Below are 17,345 nucleotides of genomic sequence, written 5' to 3' on the forward strand. Positions count from 1 at the left end.
GGAGATGGAAACTATCGCAAGACAGTGTCGCGCTCGTTCTTCTGCGCAGAAGATTCGTTTGGTTGCAAATCTTGTGCGTGGAAAGAAAGTGTCGAAAGCTTTAGAGATTTTAATTTATACTAACAAAAAAGCTGCGGTATTAGTAAAAAAAGTTTTAGAATCCGCTATTGCAAACGCTGAACACAATGATGGTGTTGATATTGATAATTTAAAAATCACTAAGATCTTTGTTGATGAAGGCCCAAGCATGAAACGTACTATGCCGCGCGCTAAAGGTCGAGCGGATCGAATCTTAAAGCGTACTAGCCATATTACTGTAGCTGTGTCTGATTGCTGAGGCACTGGAGATGAACAATGGGTCAGAAAGTACATCCAAATGGTATTCGCTTGGGTATTGTGAAGCCTTGGAGTTCGACTTGGTTTGCGAATACCAAAGAGTTTGCTGATAATTTAGATAGTGATTTTAAAGTTCGTCGATTTCTTATGAAAGAACTTAATAAAGCATCTATCTCTCGTATCGTTATTGAAAGACCTTCTAAGAGCATTCGTGTCACTATTCACACAGCTCGTCCTGGTATTGTTATTGGAAAAAAAGGCGAAGATGTAGAAAAACTGCGAAAAGTAGTAGCGGATATAGCCGGTGTTCCAGCGCAAATTAATATTTCTGAAGTGCGAAAACCAGAATTAGATGCAAAACTTGTGTCTGATAGCATTGCTTCACAGTTAGAGCGTAGAGTGATGTTTCGACGAGCCATGAAACGAGCAGTACAAAATGCAATGCGTTTAGGTGCTCAGGGGATTAAAGTTGAAGTTAGTGGACGTTTAGGTGGAGCAGAAATCGCGCGTACAGAATGGTATCGAGAAGGGCGTGTCCCTCTTCACACCCTCCGAGCAGACATTGATTATAATATTGCTGAAGCGCATACAACTTATGGTGTCATTGGTGTTAAGGTTTGGATCTTTAAGGGTGAAGTCCTGGGTGGTATGGCTGAGGTTGAGCAACCGGAAAAGGTAGCTCCACCTAAAAAGAAACAACGAAAAAGTCGTAAGTAAGTAAGGAGAGTCACCAATGTTACAACCAAAGCGTACCAAATTTCGTAAAATGCAAAAAGGTCGTAATCGCGGCCTAGCGCAGGGTACAGATATTAGCTTCGGTTTTTTTGGTTTGAAAGCTATAGACCGTGGTCGCCTTACTGCTCGAGAGATTGAAGCAGCACGTCGTGCTATGACTCGCGCTGTTAAACGTCAAGGTCAAATCTGGATTCGCGTTTTTCCAGATAAACCGATTACTCAGAAACCATTAGAAGTTCGCATGGGTAAAGGGAAAGGAAATGTAGAGTACTGGGTCGCTCTTGTCCAGCCTGGTAAAGTTTTATATGAAATTGATGGCGTGTCGGAAGAGTTAGCTCGGGAGGCCTGTAAACTAGCAGCATCTAAATTATCCATCAAAACCACCTTTATAACTAAAACGGTGATGTAATGAGAGAAATGAAAGTCTGCACAAAAAGTGCAGAAGAGCTGAATAGTCAGCTATTAAAATTATTACAAGAACAGTTTCATTTGCGTATGCAGGCACGATCTAATCAGTGTAAAAAAACTCATATTTTTAAACAGGTTCGCCGTAAAATTGCGCGGATTAAGACTTTATTAACTGAAAAGGCAGGGGCGTGATGACCGATAAAATCCGTACTTTGCAAGGTAGAGTTATGAGTAACAAGATGGAAAAATCTATTGTTGTAGCCATTGAGCGATTTGTGAAACATCCAGTATACGGAAAATTTATTAAGCGTACGACAAAATTACATGTACATGATGAGAAAAATGAATGTAATATCGGTGATACAGTGAGCATTCGTGAATGCCGTCCATTGTCTAAGACTAAATCTTGGACTTTGGTTTCTGTTATAGAAAAAGTAATTTTGTAGTGGGATTTTCTATAGTTAAAGGTTTAGATTAACGGCTCGTGGGAGCCGTTTATTATTTCTATCTATACGTGACTAGCGGTGTTATAATATTTTTCTGTCTAAAGATGGCGGTCTATAAATAAGATTAAGAAGGTTTCACAGTGGCAATTGAACTAAGCGGAGTATGACAATGATTCAAGAACAGACTATGCTGAGCGTAGCCGATAATTCTGGTGCACGGCGCGTTATGTGTATTAAAGTTCTAGGCGGATCTCGCCGCCGTTGTGCAGGAGTAGGAGATATTATTAAAGTAACCATTAAAGAAGCAATCCCACGTGGTAAAGTTAAAAAGGGTGATGTATTAAAAGCAGTAGTTGTGCGCACCAAAAAAGGTGTTCGTCGTCCAGATGGTTCTGTAATTCGTTTTGATAGTAATGCATGTGTTATATTGAATAATCAAAGTGAGCAACCTATTGGCACACGAATTTTTGGTCCCATAACTCGTGAGTTGCGTTGTGAACGGTTTATGAAAATTATCTCTCTGGCACCAGAGGTATTATAAGGAGTAAGTATGGCAGCCAAAATCAGACGCGGTGATATAGTCATTGTGTTAACTGGAAGGGATAAAGGAAAACAAGGAATAGTGCGAGAAGTTTTAGTTGAAGGAAAGGTTATAGTTGATGGAATTAACTTAATTAAAAAACACCAGAAACCTACTTCATCTTCAAATCAATCAGGTGGAATTATTACAAAAGAAACTCCGATTCACATTTCTAATGTTGCATTCTTCAATGCAGTCACCGGTAGGCCAGATCGCATAGGATTTAGGTTTAAGGATGGGCAAAAAGTTCGTTTTTTTAAGTCAAACAGTGAAATTATTCAGTAAGTTGGAGCAGTACACCATGGCGGCATTACATGATTTTTATAAGAAAACAGTAGTGAAAAAAATTATGGCTGATTTTGAATACCGTTCTCCCATGAGGGTTCCTCGATTTGAGAAGATTACTTTAAATATGGGTGTTGGTGAAGCGATTTCTGATAAAAAACTACTAGATAGTGCAGTAGCTGATTTAACAGTAATCTCTGGTCAAAAACCTTGTATCACTAAAGCGCGTAAGTCAATTGCAGGTTTTAAAATTCGTCAAGACTATCCAATTGGCTGTAAAGTAACACTTCGCAGTGATCGAATGTGGGAGTTCTTGGAGCGACTTATTTCTATTGCTATTCCACGTGTTCGTGATTTTCGAGGTTTGTCTACTAAATCTTTTGACGGACATGGAAATTATAGTATAGGGGTACGTGAGCAGATTATTTTTCCTGAAATTGATTATGATCAAGTGGATCGTGTTCGTGGGATGGATATTACCATCACTACGACTGCAAAATCTGATAATGAAGGTCTTGCGCTGTTAGAAGCATTTAATTTTCCATTCCGTAAATAAAGGGGGTGTCTTTTTATGGCCAAGAAAGCATTAAAAGAGCGTGAGCTTCTTCGTGTGAAAACAGCTGATAAGTATCGAGTCAAACGTGAAGCGCTAAAAGCTATTATTTCTGGCCCGAATACTTTAACTTCAGATCGATGGGAAGCTATGCTAAAGTTACAAACTTTACCACGTGATTCTAGTCCTGTTCGTCAGAGAAATCGATGTCGCCAAACTGGTCGACCACATGGCTATGTAGGTAAATTTGGTTTAAGCCGAATGAAATTGCGTGAAGCCGCTATGCGTGGTGAGGTTCCTGGTTTAAAAAAAGCTAGTTGGTAGTATTACCTATCTCATGGGAGTACATATAAATGAGCATGCAAGATCCAATCGCTGATATGTTGACTCGTATTCGTAATGGGCAGTCTGCAAATAAAGTTTTAGTTAGAATGCCTTTTTCTGGATTAAAAATGGCAATTGCCAAGGTATTAAAGGAAGAAGGTTACATATTAGAATATAAGACTAGAGGTGGTTGTCGGTTAGAATTAGAATTAACGCTTAAATATTTTCAAGGTAAGGCTGTTGTTGAAAATATTCAACGTGTTAGTCGTCCTGGTTTGCGTATTTTTAAACGTAAAGACGCTCTACCAAAAGTAATGGCAGGTCTAGGTATTGCTATAGTTTCTACTTCTAAGGGTGTCGTGACTGATCGTGTGGCTCGACAGTTTGGTCTAGGCGGCGAAATTATTTGCTATGTGGCGTAATCGGAGAGGGAAATGTCTCGTATTGCTAAAGCACCTATTATAATCCCTTCCGGTGTAGAAGTAGGATTGAATGGTCAAGTTATTTCGATTAAAAGTATTACATGTGAGTTAACTCGTACTCTTCATCAATCCGTAGAAGTAAAGAGATTTAAGGATTCTTTAATTTTTTCTCCAAGAAAAGGTTTTTTAGATGGATGGGCTCAGGCAGGCACTTCGCGTTCCTTGGTTGATTCTATGATACTTGGTGTAATCGGTAGTTTTTTTAAAAAAATACAGCTAGTTGGTGTAGGTTATCGTGTAAGTCTAAAAGACAATAGACTGAATTTAACCCTGGGATTCTCTCATACGATTGAGCATGTTCTTCCGGCGGGTATTACTGCGGAATGTCTTAGTCAGACAGAAATTCTTTTAAAAGGTGCTAACAAACAATTACTAGGCCAGGTTGCAGCTAATATTCGTGCCTATCGCCCCCCGGAGCCTTATAAAGGTAAAGGGATTCGTTATTTTAATGAAACTGTACGTAGTAAAGAAGCTAAGAAGAAGTAAGGTGGTATTATGGATAAAAAATCTGCCCGTCTGCGACGAGCAACTCGTCTACGGTGTAAATTGAAAGCGCTTGGTGCTATTCGATTAGTTGTTCACCGCACTCCACATCATATTTATGCACAAATAATTACTCCAAGTGGATCAGCTGTTTTGGTATCAGCTTCTACAGTAGAAAAAGTGATTCGTGAAAAATTAACGCATACTGGAAATAAAAAAGCTGCGGTAGAGGTTGGAAAAATTATTGCTGAACGAGCTATTGAGAAAGGTATTGTTCGCGTGTCTTTTGATCGATCTGGTTTTCAGTATCATGGGCGTATCCAGGTGTTAGCAGATTCTGCTCGTTCAGCTGGTTTACTGTTATAGGCTATGAGGCATAAGATGGTGCATATTGAAAAACAAGTTGGTGAACTACAAGAAAAACTAATCTCGGTAAATCGAGTTTCTAAAACCGTTAAAGGTGGTCGTATTTTCTCGTTTACTGCATTAACTGTAGTTGGTGATGGTAATGGTCGCATGGGTTTCGGTTACGGTAAAGCTCGTGAAGTTCCAGCGGCAATTCAGAAAGCAATGGAAAAAGCCCGTAGAAATATGATTGTTATTGCGTTAAATAACGGGACTTTACAACATGCTGTAAAAGGGGTTCATACAGGTTCTCATATTTTTATGAAACCCGCTTCAGAAGGTACTGGTATTATTGCAGGTGGCGCCATGCGTGCAGTATTAGAAGTCGCTGGTGTTCATAATGTTTTAGCTAAAACTTATGGTTCTACGAATCCAATTAATGTCGTTCGTGCAACATTAGATGGTCTTATAAAAATGAAGTCTCCAGAAGTTGTTGCAAGCAAGCGTGGTAAATCAATTGTAGATATTGTGGGATATTAATTATGGCTAAGACTATTCAAGTTACTCAAACTAAAAGCTCTATCGGTTGCCTACCTAAACACAAAGCAACATTACTTGGATTAGGTTTGCGTCGCATTCATCAGACTGTGGAGCGTAATGACACACCGTCTATTCGTGGTATGGTAAACTCAATTTCCCACATGATTACAATACAAGAAAAAGAGGCGTAAAACGATGTACTTAAATACCATATCCCCAGCTGACGGATCTAAAACTACGCCTAAACGTCTTGGTCGAGGTGTTGGATCTGGTCTTGGAAAGACTGCAGGACGAGGTCATAAAGGACAAAAATCACGTTCTGGTGGGGGCCCTAATCGTGGATTTGAGGGTGGACAGATGCCTTTATATAGGCGTCTGCCTAAGTTTGGTTTTACATCCAGAAAATCTATGGTTACTAAAGAAGTACGTTTATCCGATTTAGCTAAAATTAAAGGTGATTTTGTTGAACTAAATTCTTTAAAAGAAGCTCGTCTGATAAGTATAAACACAAAGTTTGTCAAAGTTATTATGTCTGGCACAATTTCTGCGCCAGTAATCATTCGCGGTTTACGTGTAACTAAAGGTGCGCGGTCCGCTATTAAAGAGGTTGGCGGTACAATTGAGGAATAATCACTCGAAGTTATCTAAGAAGACAAAATTCAATCTTTTAAGTCAAAAAAGTAGTGTTGATGAACTAAAGTCTAGAGTTGTATTTATTATTATAGCTCTCATTGTCTTTCGCATTGGTTCTTTTATTCCAATTCCAGGCGTGGACGTCACCATTTTTTCGAATCTTCTTGAACAACAACGTGGCACTATTCTTGAAATGTTTAATATGTTCTCTGGTGGTGCCTTAAGTCGTGCATCTGTTTTTGCGTTAGGGATTATGCCATATATTTCAGCATCAATTATTATTCAGTTAATAAGCATAGTGAACCCATACTTATCTGAGATTAAAAAAGAGGGGGAAATTGGGCGTCGTAAGATTGCTCAATATACTCGTTATGGTACATTAATATTAGCCATTATTCAGTCAATTGGAATAGCTACGGGTTTACCTAATTTGCCTGGTATGCGAGGATTAGTTTTACATCCAGATTTCTCTTTCTATATAACTGCTATTATAAGCTTAGTTACTGGAACAATGTTTTTGATGTGGTTAGGTGAGCAAATCACTGAGAGAGGTGTAGGAAACGGCATTTCGATTATTATTTTTGCAGGTATTGTTGCGGGCTTACCTCCTGCAATCGGTCATACTCTTGAGCAAGCAAGGCAAGGTGATCTCAACTTTTTTTTATTGTTAACGGTTGTGGTATTAGTATTTTCTGTAACTTTTTTTGTGGTATTTGTTGAACGTGGTCAACGACGTATTATAGTCCATTACGCACAGCGTCAGCAGGGTCGTCGTGCATATTCTACACATAGAACGCACTTACCATTGAAAGTGAACATGGCTGGGGTTATCCCAGCTATCTTTGCTTCTAGTCTAATATTACTTCCAGCTACTATTTCTTCTTGGTTCGGTGGAGGAGTTGGTTGGGATTGGTTGACAGAAATTTCCATGTTATTACAACCTAATCAACCTCTTTATTTATTACTTTATATCATAGCCATTATTTTCTTCTCTTTTTTTTATACAGCACTTGTTTTCAATTCAAGAGAAACAGCTGATAATTTAAAAAAGTGTGGTGCATTTATATTAGGTGTTCGTCCAGGGGAACAGACGGCAAAATATATTAACAAGGTAATGATGCGCCTAACATTGATTGGTGCGTTATATGTTACTTTTATTTGCTTGATTCCAGAGTTTTTAAGAGATGCAATGAAAGTACCGTTTTATTTTGGTGGTACTTCGTTGCTTATTGTTGTTATTGTTATCATGGATTTTATCGCTCAATTACAAACTTTACTTATGTCAAATCAGTATGATTCTGTTTTAAAAAAGGCTAATTTAAAAGATTATACTAGTTAGTAATATGATTAAAAGAAGTCATGGAGACTTAAAATGAAAGTATGTACGTCTGTTAGAAGGTTATGTCGTCATTGTAAAATTATTCGACGAAATCGAATTGTTCGTGTAATTTGTAGCGCTGAACCCAAGCATAAACAGAGACAAGGTTAATTTAGTAGTATATTTTTCTTGCAAAATTGCAAGGAGCTGGATAGATTAAGTAGTTCATATATCAAATTTCTATTCATTCTCATCTTATCGCTTTCGTGATGCGCTTGTTGGATAGAGAGACATTAGTTGTAGTGAATTTATAGGAGTGCATAGTGGCCCGTATAGCAGGCATTAACATTCCTGATCATCAACATACCGTCATTGCATTAACTACAATTTTCGGTATCGGAAAAACTCGTTCACAGCTTATCTGTAAATCAACGGGGATTAACGAAAATGTTAAGATCAGTGAGCTATCCGAAGAGAATATCGACATGCTGCGTGATGCAGTGTCAAGATTTGTTGTTGAGGGTGATCTTCGTCGCGAAGTCACTCTGAGCATTAAACGTCTGATGGATCTCGGGTGTTACCGAGGTTTACGTCATAGACGCGGCTTACCAGTTCGAGGACAACGTACGAAGACTAATGCACGTACTCGCAAAGGTCCGCGTAAACCAATTAAAAAATAGTCTGAGTGATTAAATAATGGCAAAGGCACCAGTTCGTGCACGTAAGCGTTTAAGAAAGCAAATATCTGATGGTGTTGCGCATATTCACGCGTCTTTTAATAACACCATTGTGACTATTACCGATCGTCAAGGCAATGCTTTAGGCTGGGCAACAGCCGGTGGCTCTGGATTTCGAGGTTCTCGTAAGTCTACTCCATTTGCTGCACAGGTTGCCGCAGAACATTGCGCAGAAGTTGTAAAAGATTATGGAATTAAAAACTTAGAGGTTATGGTTAAGGGTCCAGGTCCAGGGCGCGAATCGACGATTCGTGCCCTGAACGCAGCAGGTTTTCGCATCACAAATATTACTGATGTGACTCCGATCCCTCATAACGGTTGTCGTCCGCCTAAAAAGCGTCGTGTATAAGAGCGGCCTGTTATTAAGGAATTCTGGAGACAGACATGGCAAGATATTTAGGTCCAGTATTAAAACTGAGCCGTCGTGAAGGCACAGATTTATTTCTGAAATCTGGTGTTCGTACAATCGACACAAAATGTAAGTTACAACAAGCTCCTGGTCAACATGGAATACGTAAATCGCGTTTATCTGACTATGGTGGGCAGTTGCGTGAAAAACAGAAAGTGCGTCGTATGTATGGAGTATTAGAACGTCAATTTTGTAATTATTACAAAGAGGCTGCTCGTCTGAGAGGAAATACTGGCGAAAAACTCTTAGTGCTTTTAGAGAGTCGTCTTGATAATGTAGTATATCGTATCGGTTTTAGCACCACACGATCAGAGGCGCGTCAACTTGTTAGTCACAAATTAATTATGGTAAATAGACGAGTGGTAAATATTGCTTCGTATCAGGTAAAGCCAAATGATATTATCAGTATTTGTGAAAAGGCTCAAAAACAATCTCGTTTAAAAGCTGCTTTAGAATTATCTAATCAGCGTGAAAAACCAAGTTGGATCGAATTGGATATGAATAAGATGGAAGGCATTTTTAAGCATATCCCAGAGCGTACCGATCTTACTGCAGACATTAATGAGCATCTGATAGTTGAGCTTTATTCAAAGTAAAGTAGAGTTGTGCTAAAGAGAGGATACAATGCAGGGTTCTGTGATAGAGTTTCTCAAACCGCGTTTAGTAGATATTGAGCAAGTTAGCGTAACACATGCCAAGGTCACCCTTGAACCTTTAGAGCGTGGTTTCGGTCATACTCTTGGTAATGCGCTACGTCGTATTTTATTATCCTCAATGCCTGGTTGCGCTGTTACAGAGGTTGAAATTGATGGAGTACTACATGAGTACTCTATTAAAGAGGGTGTACAGGAAGATATTCTAGATATTCTACTTAATCTAAAAGGTTTGGCGGTCAGAGTTAATGGAAAAGATGAAGCAACGTTAACTTTGCATAAATCAGGTATTGGTCCTGTAACTGCTTCTGATATTATACATGATTCTGATGTTGAGATTGTTCAACCAAACCATGTGATTTGTCATTTAACCTCAGAAAATTCTACTATTGTGATCAGAATGAAAGTAGAGCGTGGTCGAGGATATGTACCTGCTTCTTCTCGCACTTATTCAGAAGAAAATGAGAGACCACTTGGGCGCCTTTTAGTTGATGCCTGCTATAGTCCTGTAGAGCGTATCGCCTATAATGTTGAGGCTGCTCGTGTTGATCAGCGCACTGATCTAGATAAGTTGGTTATTGAAATGGAAACGAATGGCACTATTGATCCTGAAGAGGCCATTCGTCGAGCAGCCACTATTTTAGCAGATCAATTAGAGGCATTCGTTGATTTGCGGGATGTGCGTCAACCAGAAGTAAAAGAAGAAAAACCAGAATTTGATCCAATTTTATTGCGTCCAGTTGATGATCTTGAATTAACAGTTCGTTCTGCTAATTGTCTTAAAGCGGAATCTATTCACTATATTGGTGATTTAGTGCAACGTACTGAAGTTGAGTTGCTTAAAACGCCCAATCTTGGTAAAAAGTCTTTAACTGAGATTAAAGATGTTTTGGCTTCTCGTAATTTATCATTGGGAATGCGTTTAGAAAATTGGCCGCCAGCATTACTAATTAATCATACGATATAAAGTTAAAGTCTTATTATAAAAGGATAAAGTCATGCGCCATCGTAAAATCGGGCGTCAACTAAATCGAAATAGCAGCCATCGTCAGGCAATGTTTCGAAACATTGCCGCCTCATTAATTCGCTATGAATTAATTAAGACAACTGTAGCGAAAGCCAAAGAACTTCGTCGTATCATTGAACCATTGATTACTCTTTCTAAAACTGATAGCCTTGCTAATCGTCGTCTAGTTTTTTCTCGAATTCGTGATAATGAGATTGTGAAAAAACTGTTTAATCAACTAGGCCCACGTTTCATAGATCGACCTGGTGGTTATATCCATATTTGGAAGTGTGGTGTACGTGTTAGTGATCATGCTCCTATGGTTTATATTGCGCTAGTTGGTCGGCCAGAAACGATAAATACAGGCTCTGAAAATATAAGGTAATTGATCTATATTTTATAATATATCAATGATGTTAGTCATAATATTTTGTAAAATAATATATTTATCTTTTAAAATTGCGCATAAGAAGATCAGAGATTCAGAAGAGTTAATTCTAACACAGAGACCTTTATAAGGAAATGGATCGTGATGTAGAAGGTTATCTTTTGTCTGTAGAAGATTGGACGGAAGATATTGCAAAAAAAATTGCAAAAGAGGATGGTATTAATCTCAGTCCGTCTCATTGGGAAATTATTTATTTAGTTCGCAGCTTTTATATAGAATTTAATATTTCTCCGACAGTGCATATGTTAGTCAGGATGATACAAAATAGGCATGGTAAAGGGAAAGGGAATAGTCGTTATCTGTTTCGTCTGTTCCCAAAAGGACCAGCAAAACAAGCCACTAAAATTGCTGGTCTTCCTAAGCCTAGTAATTGTCTCTAATTAAATAGAGAGCTATCAGCTTCAATATGAGTGATAAATATATCAACTCATCTACTATGAGTAGTAGTAGTTAAAAAGAAAGTGTTAATTGAAGATAGAAATTAGTCCTGATTTTTACAAGGTAGATTGATTGTATATTGGTAAGTTTGATATTGATAAACTACAATACTACTCATATTGAGTGTACATTCCATGTGCAATAAGATAGCTATGAATTATTTGAAATATAATTTTACTGATTTTTTCTGATGGTATGTAATTTGGTTGGAGTGTATTGATCTTTTATTTTTTAGTGCAAGTGATTAATGCAATATAAGATATCGTTGATATAAAATAAACTATAGTGTATAGTTTTTATGTTCCTTATAAATTTATCAGAGAACATCTATTTTTTATATGAAGAGAAAATACTGATGAGATTAGATAGTTATCATGTTCCATGGTCATAACATTTAGTTTTATGTATTAATATAATTATATTAGTACAGATGAGTTATGTGTTGATTTAATGATTTTATGTAATATAATGGATATTATAAAAGATAAGAATTATCATTCTTTAAAACATAAGATTACTTGAAATCGGTATATAAATAAGTTATTTATATCCTATTATTTTTTCTTGTTTAGAGACTCAATATTTATAAGAATTACAGTTCTTAATGATAAAATAAATTAGTGTTATTTGTACTTTGCTTATGTTTAAGATGGTTATTCTTGATGATTATCAAATTTGAATATAGATAAGAGATGTATTTTTCTATATTATTATTTTAATAATCTGTCATATTCAGTCATATCTATCTTGATATGTAAAATCAATATAGATACTACGATTTTTGGGATGAAAAAGTAAAATCAGGATATTCCATACTTATCCGCATCAGAAGAGGTATGGAAGATTAGTTCACACATACTAGATGTATAAGAATGGGGTTTAAAATTTATTCTAATTATGTTGGCAGACTCTGTATAAGTGTTTTATAATGCAGAATGATATACTTCTATATTATAATTATATGCATATAGAAATAGTATAGATGATATCTATTATTTTAATTCACACCTATAAGGCTTTGTTCAAATCTAAGGTTTTTTATATTTTTTATAAATGTTTTGTTTATCACGATAGTGATAATTTGAAATGTTTAAGGATTTGTAGAGTCAAGAAATTTATCTTTTATGGAGATCAGCAAGACATTAGGAGATGATCCTAATTAGATCTATCTATATAGAATCGTTCTATTTCTTGACCATACTAGCAAAAAAAAGGTTAATAGAAAATATATATATTTCTATTTGTTGGGTAATGATAAACTAATTTCGATTATATAATTGATAATTATATGTTATCTCTTGCATTTTTATACAGGATAAATGTTATAGCTTATTAATTGGTTTTTGTAGAAATTTTGAAAAAAATAAAAAAAAATTAGGCAAGGCGAAATATTACCATAGTTATTAGAGTGATTTATAAATCACATAAGAATATTTTATGTGGTTTCTTTTTTGACAAGCTTGTTATATTTTAATGCATAACTACACATATAAGACTTACAGGAATGGTGCCTTTATTATAAAATACAGATAATATATATAGTAGTAATTACTATATAGAAACTATTTTCGTATTTGAATTGATTTTATTAGTTCATGCGGTGAGTTGTATGCATGTGGAGCTTATGTAATGAACATTACCCTGCCTAACTTTACAGGTGTTGGCGTGTTAATAGTAGGAGATGTGTTATTAGATCAGTATTGGTACGGACTTACACCAAAAATTTCTCCTGAAGCACCAGTTTTAGTAGTAAAAGTCAATCATATAGAAGATCGTCCTGGTGGTGCTGCTAATGTTGCTATGAATATTGTTGCATTAGGCGCCCAACCTTATCTTATTGGTTTTATTGGAGCTGATGAGGCTGCAAAATCTTTACGAAAAGCTCTGGACAATGTGAATGTAATATATGATTTTATTTCTGTTGATAATTATTCTACTATTATTAAAACACGTGTTTTAGCACGTAATCAACAACTTATTCGTTTAGATTTTGAAGAAAAAATAGAAGAAATTCATTCCGAGCTTATTTATGATCGAATATATAAATTTTTACCACATATCCGGGCGATTGTTTTGTCTGATTATGATAAAGGCGCTTTAGCCAATGTTCAAACTATCATTACTTTAGCACGAAATAAAGGTATTGCGATTTTAGTAGATCCTAAAGGTAATGATTTTTCTCGTTACTATGGAGCTACATTAATTACACCAAATTTACATGAATTTGAAAAAGCTGTAGGAAAATGTAAGAATGAAGATGCTATTCTTCAAAAAGGTACAAGATTAATGCAAGATAATGCATTTTCTGGATTACTTATTACTCGCTCCGAACATGGGATGATATTATTACAACCAGGTCAAAATCCTTTCTATATGCCAACTCAAGCAAAAGAGGTCTATGATGTTACTGGAGCAGGAGACACAGTAATTAGTGTAGTAGCAACTTCTGTAGCGGCTGGTTACACCCTGGAAGAAAGTTGTTTCTTTGCAAATATAGCAGCAGGGGTAGCCGTAGGTAAGATTGGTACCTCAACCGTATCTGCAGTCGAGCTTGACCATGCTATGCACATGAGATTTAAAGAGGGTGGTAGAATGATTAATGAAGCGCAGCTGATGATTGAAATTAGAAAATCCCGTCAACGTGGTGAAACGATAGTAATGACGAACGGTGTTTTTGATATCCTGCATGCAGGGCATGTGTCTTATTTATCCAACGCGCGTAAATTAGGAGATCGTCTAATTGTAGCAGTAAATAGTGACCTATCCACTCGTCGCTTAAAAGGCATGGCGCGACCAGTTAATTCACTTATCAATCGAATGCGAGTATTAGGTGGGTTGAAATCTGTTGATTGGGTAATTAGTTTTGATGATGACACACCAAAGCGGCTAATTACAAAAATACTTCCTGATTTTCTAGTAAAGGGTGGTGATTATAAATCCACAATTGAAGAGATTGCAGGAAGTAAAGAGGTGTTAGATAATGGTGGTAGTGTAAGAGTGTTAAACTTTGAAGATGGGATTACTACTAGCAATATTATAAAAAGGATTATTAGAGGAAAAGATAGTCACTGAGCGCTGACTTTTTAAATTTAACAGTTAATCTATCTTAATAGTAAGATAGTTTGATAAAAGTACTAGAAGATAACTTATATATCATATAATAATTAAATAAAACATCTTAAATATATATGATTATGTACAGAAAATATCATATAATTGTTTCAAGTGGTATATAATATGAGTAGTTTGTTTGTAATTATTTTAAAGGCATTAAATATTATGAGTGTAATTTATAACTTTATAATATGAAATTATAAATTACATAAGAAGTTACATCTATATAATTATATAGGTTTTATTAAAGTTATTTTTTTTAAAAGAATGAACTTTTAAAAAGTTTATAGATTAATTTTTTATATTAATCAAAACAAAGAATAACCATCCATAACTATGGTTAAAATAATAGATCTAGTAATAGATAGGAAGGGTTCTATGAATTTGTTTTAAGATAATGCATGTATTTAATGACAAATATGTTATTTTTAAATAAATTAATTGTAATACAGACTGAATTTTTTAATTATTTTTTTAGAATTAAGTGTAATAGGATCTAGATCCTATCTACCAGTTTTCTAAAGTAGATAATTTTATTTTTTTGAGAATCAATAAACGATTTACGAAAATGTAATAACAATATTTATTACCTTTTCCATTAAGAGTTTAGATATTTACAATATAAAAAAATAAAACAATTATAGTATACAGCTAATATAAGTTCGGTAAAAAAGACATTCATTATTAATATAATTTACTACTTAATAAGTTAATTCTTTTACTACTAAAAGAACATCGTATATGAATTATTTTTATTTTGTAATAATAGTATTTCGTATTTCGATATATAAATATAGAAGAATGTTTTTCAATTTTTAGAATATTATATAGGCAATGTACATGTTTTTTACTATGTATCCAGCTAAATTATAACAGAATAACTTTTTATTTAGTCTATAAAAGATGACCGTATTTTTTTGAATAAATATTTTTATCATATTCTTCTCATTATCACCAGAGATATTATTACTTTGCAATATAATGATATACTATATTTATAGGACTGTCTGATGGTTAATCCTTTACTTCTTCCTTTTACATTACCTCCGTTTTATAGCATTCAATCTAAAGACATAGTACCAGCTATAACTAAAACGCTGGATCATTGTCGTTTAGTAATAAAAAGAATAGTGACTCAAGGCGGTCCATATTGCTGGAACAACTTGGTTCAGCCTATAAATGAAGCCACTGATGAATTGAATCGTTTATTTGCATTAGCAAGTCATTTGAACTCAGTTCAAAATACCCCTGCATTACGTTTGGCTTATGAAGAAGTATTAATTCTTGTAGAAGAGCACAGAACGTGGATTAGTCAGAATAAGGTTTTATACCAGGCATATAACAATATTAAAAATCAGGCTCATATTTATAAAGCTTTAAGCCTTGCGCAACAAAGAACAATTAAGCATGCTCTGCGTGATTTTAAGTTATCTGGGATCGACCTCCCTCAAGAGATGCAACATCGATATGGAGAGATTACTCTACGCTTATCCACTCTTGCATCTCAATACAGCAATAATGTATTAGATTCTACTCTGGCATGGAGTAAATTAATTACAGATAAAATCGAGCTTTCCGGAATCCCGGAAAGCTCGATTTTATCCACTAAAATAAAAGCAGCAGATCAAGATCGCGTAGGTTGGTTGTTGACATTAGATTATCCTAGTTATCTATCAGTCTTAACTTACTGTGATAAACAGTGTTTACGCGAAGAAATTTATCGAGCTTATTTAACACGTGCATCAGATCGAGGCCCCTATGCTGGTAAGTGGGATAACACAGAAGTAATGAAAGAAGAAGTGAGGCTTCGTTATGAGTTAGCTGAATTATTGGGTTTTTCTTCCTACTCTGCTCAATCATTAGTAACTAAAATGGCTGAAACTCCCACGCAGGTTTCTCAATTCTTAAGTGATCTTGCAGAAAAAGTGAGACCAAGTGCAAAATTAGAGTTCATGACATTAACTAATTTCGTAAAAAGAACATACTATATTAATGAATTACAACCTTGGGATATTCCTTATTACAGTGAAAAATATAAACAATATTTATATAACTTTAACAGTGAAGATCTTCGAGTTTACTTTCCTGAATATAGTGTTCTTAATGGTTTATTTGAAATAATACAGCGTGTTTTTGGTATGAAGTGTAAGGAGCGGTATGATGTAGAAGTTTATCATAAAGATGTGCGATTCTTTGATATTTTTAATCATGAAGATGATCTTCAAGGAAGTTTTTTTCTTGATCTATATTCACGTGATCATAAACAAAGCGGAGCTTGGATGGGCGAATGCGTTAGTCGTATGCGGAAATCGAATGGATTTCTGCAGAAACCAGTAGCTTATTTAGTTTGTAACTTTACTCAACCGCTTCATACTCAACCGGCGTTATTTACCCATAACGAAGTAATTACTCTTTTCCATGAGTTTGGGCATGGGCTGCATCATATTCTAACAAAAATTGATATACCTTCAATATCTGGGATTAATGGGGTTCCGTGGGACGCCATTGAGTTACCCAGTCAGTTGATGGAACAATGGTGTTGGCATCCAGAGTCACTAAAAATTATTTCTGAACATTATCAGACATTTGAGCCATTATCGGATGAGTTAATATCTAAAATATTAGAAGCTAAAAATTATCAATCAGCACTATCTATTCAGCGTCAGATAGTGTTTTCATTATTTGATTTTCGTTTACACCAAAATTTTAATAAAGATGATAATATAAAAATTTTAGATATTTTTCACGATGTTCACAATCAGATATCTATTCTTCCTCAATTAGAATGGAATCGATTTCCACATGCATTTAGTCATATCTTTTCCGGTGGCTATGCGTCGGGATATTATAGCTATTTATGGTCTTCTGTTTTATCGGCAGACTGCTGGTCTCTTTTTGAAAAAAATGGTGTTTTTAACCATGAAATCGGTCTGTCTTTTCTTGAAAATATTTTAATGCGTGGTGGGTCAGAAGATTTTATGACATTATTTTATCGATTCCGTGGTCATAAACCACAAATAGATGCATTTCTCTATCAAAATGGGATAAAATTGTAAAGCTTATTAGGAGGTA

Annotated in this window: 25 protein-coding genes; all 25 read left to right on the forward strand. The window is 35.4% G+C overall.

Annotated elements, in window-relative coordinates:
• Positions 1–4: 4 nt before the first annotated feature.
• The 25 genes from rplV to prlC all read left to right on the forward strand — a co-directional run bounded on the left by rplV (position 5) and on the right by prlC (position 17,329).
• Positions 5–337: a 50S ribosomal protein L22 gene (gene rplV, locus HACICURV3402_RS01280; protein ID WP_157992555.1), complete on the forward strand. Its 333-nt coding sequence runs from the start codon at positions 5–7 to the stop codon at positions 335–337.
• 17 nt (positions 338–354) lie between these two features.
• On the forward strand, positions 355–1,053 hold the full coding sequence (gene rpsC / locus HACICURV3402_RS01285; RefSeq protein ID WP_157992556.1) for a 30S ribosomal protein S3: 699 nt from the start codon (positions 355–357) through the stop codon (positions 1,051–1,053).
• A 16-nt stretch (positions 1,054–1,069) separates the two neighbouring features.
• Positions 1,070–1,480, forward strand: a complete 411-nt coding sequence (gene rplP, locus HACICURV3402_RS01290) for a 50S ribosomal protein L16 (RefSeq protein ID WP_157992557.1) — start codon at positions 1,070–1,072, stop codon at positions 1,478–1,480.
• On the forward strand, positions 1,480–1,671 hold the full coding sequence (gene rpmC, locus HACICURV3402_RS01295) for a 50S ribosomal protein L29 (RefSeq protein WP_157992558.1): 192 nt from the start codon (positions 1,480–1,482) through the stop codon (positions 1,669–1,671). Before rplP ends, rpmC begins: the two co-directional genes overlap by 1 nt.
• Positions 1,671–1,925 (forward strand): 30S ribosomal protein S17, encoded by a 255-nt coding sequence (gene rpsQ, locus HACICURV3402_RS01300; protein WP_157992559.1) that lies wholly within the window; start codon positions 1,671–1,673, stop codon positions 1,923–1,925. Before rpmC ends, rpsQ begins: the two co-directional genes overlap by 1 nt.
• A 169-nt stretch (positions 1,926–2,094) precedes the next feature.
• On the forward strand, positions 2,095–2,466 hold the full coding sequence (gene rplN, locus HACICURV3402_RS01305; RefSeq protein ID WP_157992560.1) for a 50S ribosomal protein L14: 372 nt from the start codon (positions 2,095–2,097) through the stop codon (positions 2,464–2,466).
• Positions 2,467–2,475: 9 nt separating this feature from the next.
• Positions 2,476–2,790 carry a 50S ribosomal protein L24 gene (rplX, locus tag HACICURV3402_RS01310; RefSeq protein WP_157992561.1) on the forward strand — a complete coding sequence of 105 codons (315 nt, stop codon included), beginning with the start codon at positions 2,476–2,478 and terminating at the stop codon, positions 2,788–2,790.
• Between the two features lie 16 nt (positions 2,791–2,806).
• A complete protein-coding gene (gene rplE, locus HACICURV3402_RS01315; protein WP_157992902.1) occupies positions 2,807–3,346 on the forward strand; it encodes a 50S ribosomal protein L5 in 540 nt (179 codons plus the stop codon).
• Positions 3,347–3,361: 15 nt separating this feature from the next.
• Entirely contained in the window at positions 3,362–3,667 is a 306-nt protein-coding gene (gene rpsN / locus HACICURV3402_RS01320; RefSeq protein WP_157992562.1) for a 30S ribosomal protein S14, read from the forward strand.
• A 29-nt stretch (positions 3,668–3,696) separates the two neighbouring features.
• On the forward strand, positions 3,697–4,089 hold the full coding sequence (rpsH, locus tag HACICURV3402_RS01325; RefSeq protein ID WP_157992563.1) for a 30S ribosomal protein S8: 393 nt from the start codon (positions 3,697–3,699) through the stop codon (positions 4,087–4,089).
• Between the two features lie 12 nt (positions 4,090–4,101).
• Complete coding sequence (gene rplF / locus HACICURV3402_RS01330) at positions 4,102–4,635, forward strand: 50S ribosomal protein L6 (protein ID WP_157992564.1); 534 nt, start codon at positions 4,102–4,104, stop codon at positions 4,633–4,635.
• Positions 4,636–4,644: 9 nt separating this feature from the next.
• Positions 4,645–4,998 carry a 50S ribosomal protein L18 gene (rplR, locus tag HACICURV3402_RS01335; RefSeq protein ID WP_157992565.1) on the forward strand — a complete coding sequence of 118 codons (354 nt, stop codon included), beginning with the start codon at positions 4,645–4,647 and terminating at the stop codon, positions 4,996–4,998.
• Between the two features lie 15 nt (positions 4,999–5,013).
• Positions 5,014–5,517, forward strand: coding sequence for a 30S ribosomal protein S5 (rpsE, locus tag HACICURV3402_RS01340; protein ID WP_157992566.1), 504 nt, complete (start codon positions 5,014–5,016; stop codon positions 5,515–5,517).
• Positions 5,518–5,519: 2 nt separating this feature from the next.
• Positions 5,520–5,708, forward strand: coding sequence for a 50S ribosomal protein L30 (gene rpmD / locus HACICURV3402_RS01345; RefSeq protein WP_157992567.1), 189 nt, complete (start codon positions 5,520–5,522; stop codon positions 5,706–5,708).
• A 4-nt stretch (positions 5,709–5,712) separates the two neighbouring features.
• Entirely contained in the window at positions 5,713–6,147 is a 435-nt protein-coding gene (gene rplO / locus HACICURV3402_RS01350) for a 50S ribosomal protein L15 (protein ID WP_157992568.1), read from the forward strand.
• Positions 6,137–7,489, forward strand: a complete 1,353-nt coding sequence (gene secY / locus HACICURV3402_RS01355) for a preprotein translocase subunit SecY (protein WP_157992903.1) — start codon at positions 6,137–6,139, stop codon at positions 7,487–7,489. The genes rplO and secY overlap by 11 nt, the downstream gene beginning before the upstream one ends.
• Before the next feature lie 33 nt (positions 7,490–7,522).
• Positions 7,523–7,639, forward strand: a complete 117-nt coding sequence (gene rpmJ, locus HACICURV3402_RS01360) for a 50S ribosomal protein L36 (protein ID WP_157991965.1) — start codon at positions 7,523–7,525, stop codon at positions 7,637–7,639.
• Between the two features lie 152 nt (positions 7,640–7,791).
• Entirely contained in the window at positions 7,792–8,148 is a 357-nt protein-coding gene (rpsM, locus tag HACICURV3402_RS01365) for a 30S ribosomal protein S13 (protein ID WP_157992569.1), read from the forward strand.
• A 16-nt stretch (positions 8,149–8,164) separates the two neighbouring features.
• A complete protein-coding gene (gene rpsK / locus HACICURV3402_RS01370; RefSeq protein ID WP_157991967.1) occupies positions 8,165–8,554 on the forward strand; it encodes a 30S ribosomal protein S11 in 390 nt (129 codons plus the stop codon).
• Between the two features lie 35 nt (positions 8,555–8,589).
• Complete coding sequence (gene rpsD, locus HACICURV3402_RS01375; protein ID WP_157992570.1) at positions 8,590–9,210, forward strand: 30S ribosomal protein S4; 621 nt, start codon at positions 8,590–8,592, stop codon at positions 9,208–9,210.
• A 28-nt stretch (positions 9,211–9,238) separates the two neighbouring features.
• Positions 9,239–10,234, forward strand: a complete 996-nt coding sequence (locus tag HACICURV3402_RS01380; protein WP_157992571.1) for a DNA-directed RNA polymerase subunit alpha — start codon at positions 9,239–9,241, stop codon at positions 10,232–10,234.
• A 31-nt stretch (positions 10,235–10,265) separates the two neighbouring features.
• On the forward strand, positions 10,266–10,658 hold the full coding sequence (gene rplQ, locus HACICURV3402_RS01385) for a 50S ribosomal protein L17 (protein ID WP_157992572.1): 393 nt from the start codon (positions 10,266–10,268) through the stop codon (positions 10,656–10,658).
• 137 nt (positions 10,659–10,795) lie between these two features.
• Positions 10,796–11,101, forward strand: a complete 306-nt coding sequence (locus HACICURV3402_RS01390) for a TusE/DsrC/DsvC family sulfur relay protein (RefSeq protein ID WP_157992573.1) — start codon at positions 10,796–10,798, stop codon at positions 11,099–11,101.
• A 1,687-nt stretch (positions 11,102–12,788) separates the two neighbouring features.
• Positions 12,789–14,231 carry a bifunctional D-glycero-beta-D-manno-heptose-7-phosphate kinase/D-glycero-beta-D-manno-heptose 1-phosphate adenylyltransferase HldE gene (gene hldE / locus HACICURV3402_RS01395; RefSeq protein WP_157992574.1) on the forward strand — a complete coding sequence of 481 codons (1,443 nt, stop codon included), beginning with the start codon at positions 12,789–12,791 and terminating at the stop codon, positions 14,229–14,231.
• A gap of 1,052 nt (positions 14,232–15,283) precedes the next feature.
• Positions 15,284–17,329 (forward strand): oligopeptidase A, encoded by a 2,046-nt coding sequence (gene prlC / locus HACICURV3402_RS01400; protein ID WP_157992575.1) that lies wholly within the window; start codon positions 15,284–15,286, stop codon positions 17,327–17,329.
• The last annotated feature ends 16 nt before the right edge of the window (positions 17,330–17,345 follow it).

Origin of the sequence: Candidatus Erwinia haradaeae, assembly GCF_900698925.1 — a bacterium.
GTDB classification, from domain to species: domain Bacteria; phylum Pseudomonadota; class Gammaproteobacteria; order Enterobacterales; family Enterobacteriaceae; genus Erwinia_E; species Erwinia_E haradaeae_I.

Coding starts and splice junctions, on each gene's coding strand:
- rplV (WP_157992555.1), top strand. CDS start 5: ATGGAAACTATCGCAAGACAGTGTCGCGCTCGTTCTTCTGCGCAGAAG.
- rpsC (WP_157992556.1), top strand. CDS start 355: ATGGGTCAGAAAGTACATCCAAATGGTATTCGCTTGGGTATTGTGAAG.
- rplP (WP_157992557.1), top strand. CDS start 1,070: ATGTTACAACCAAAGCGTACCAAATTTCGTAAAATGCAAAAAGGTCGT.
- rpmC (WP_157992558.1), top strand. CDS start 1,480: ATGAGAGAAATGAAAGTCTGCACAAAAAGTGCAGAAGAGCTGAATAGT.
- rpsQ (WP_157992559.1), top strand. CDS start 1,671: ATGACCGATAAAATCCGTACTTTGCAAGGTAGAGTTATGAGTAACAAG.
- rplN (WP_157992560.1), top strand. CDS start 2,095: ATGATTCAAGAACAGACTATGCTGAGCGTAGCCGATAATTCTGGTGCA.
- rplX (WP_157992561.1), top strand. CDS start 2,476: ATGGCAGCCAAAATCAGACGCGGTGATATAGTCATTGTGTTAACTGGA.
- rplE (WP_157992902.1), top strand. CDS start 2,807: ATGGCGGCATTACATGATTTTTATAAGAAAACAGTAGTGAAAAAAATT.
- rpsN (WP_157992562.1), top strand. CDS start 3,362: ATGGCCAAGAAAGCATTAAAAGAGCGTGAGCTTCTTCGTGTGAAAACA.
- rpsH (WP_157992563.1), top strand. CDS start 3,697: ATGAGCATGCAAGATCCAATCGCTGATATGTTGACTCGTATTCGTAAT.
- rplF (WP_157992564.1), top strand. CDS start 4,102: ATGTCTCGTATTGCTAAAGCACCTATTATAATCCCTTCCGGTGTAGAA.
- rplR (WP_157992565.1), top strand. CDS start 4,645: ATGGATAAAAAATCTGCCCGTCTGCGACGAGCAACTCGTCTACGGTGT.
- rpsE (WP_157992566.1), top strand. CDS start 5,014: ATGGTGCATATTGAAAAACAAGTTGGTGAACTACAAGAAAAACTAATC.
- rpmD (WP_157992567.1), top strand. CDS start 5,520: ATGGCTAAGACTATTCAAGTTACTCAAACTAAAAGCTCTATCGGTTGC.
- rplO (WP_157992568.1), top strand. CDS start 5,713: ATGTACTTAAATACCATATCCCCAGCTGACGGATCTAAAACTACGCCT.
- rpmJ (WP_157991965.1), top strand. CDS start 7,523: ATGAAAGTATGTACGTCTGTTAGAAGGTTATGTCGTCATTGTAAAATT.
- rpsK (WP_157991967.1), top strand. CDS start 8,165: ATGGCAAAGGCACCAGTTCGTGCACGTAAGCGTTTAAGAAAGCAAATA.
- rpsD (WP_157992570.1), top strand. CDS start 8,590: ATGGCAAGATATTTAGGTCCAGTATTAAAACTGAGCCGTCGTGAAGGC.
- HACICURV3402_RS01380 (WP_157992571.1), top strand. CDS start 9,239: ATGCAGGGTTCTGTGATAGAGTTTCTCAAACCGCGTTTAGTAGATATT.
- rplQ (WP_157992572.1), top strand. CDS start 10,266: ATGCGCCATCGTAAAATCGGGCGTCAACTAAATCGAAATAGCAGCCAT.
- HACICURV3402_RS01390 (WP_157992573.1), top strand. CDS start 10,796: ATGGATCGTGATGTAGAAGGTTATCTTTTGTCTGTAGAAGATTGGACG.
- hldE (WP_157992574.1), top strand. CDS start 12,789: ATGAACATTACCCTGCCTAACTTTACAGGTGTTGGCGTGTTAATAGTA.
- prlC (WP_157992575.1), top strand. CDS start 15,284: ATGGTTAATCCTTTACTTCTTCCTTTTACATTACCTCCGTTTTATAGC.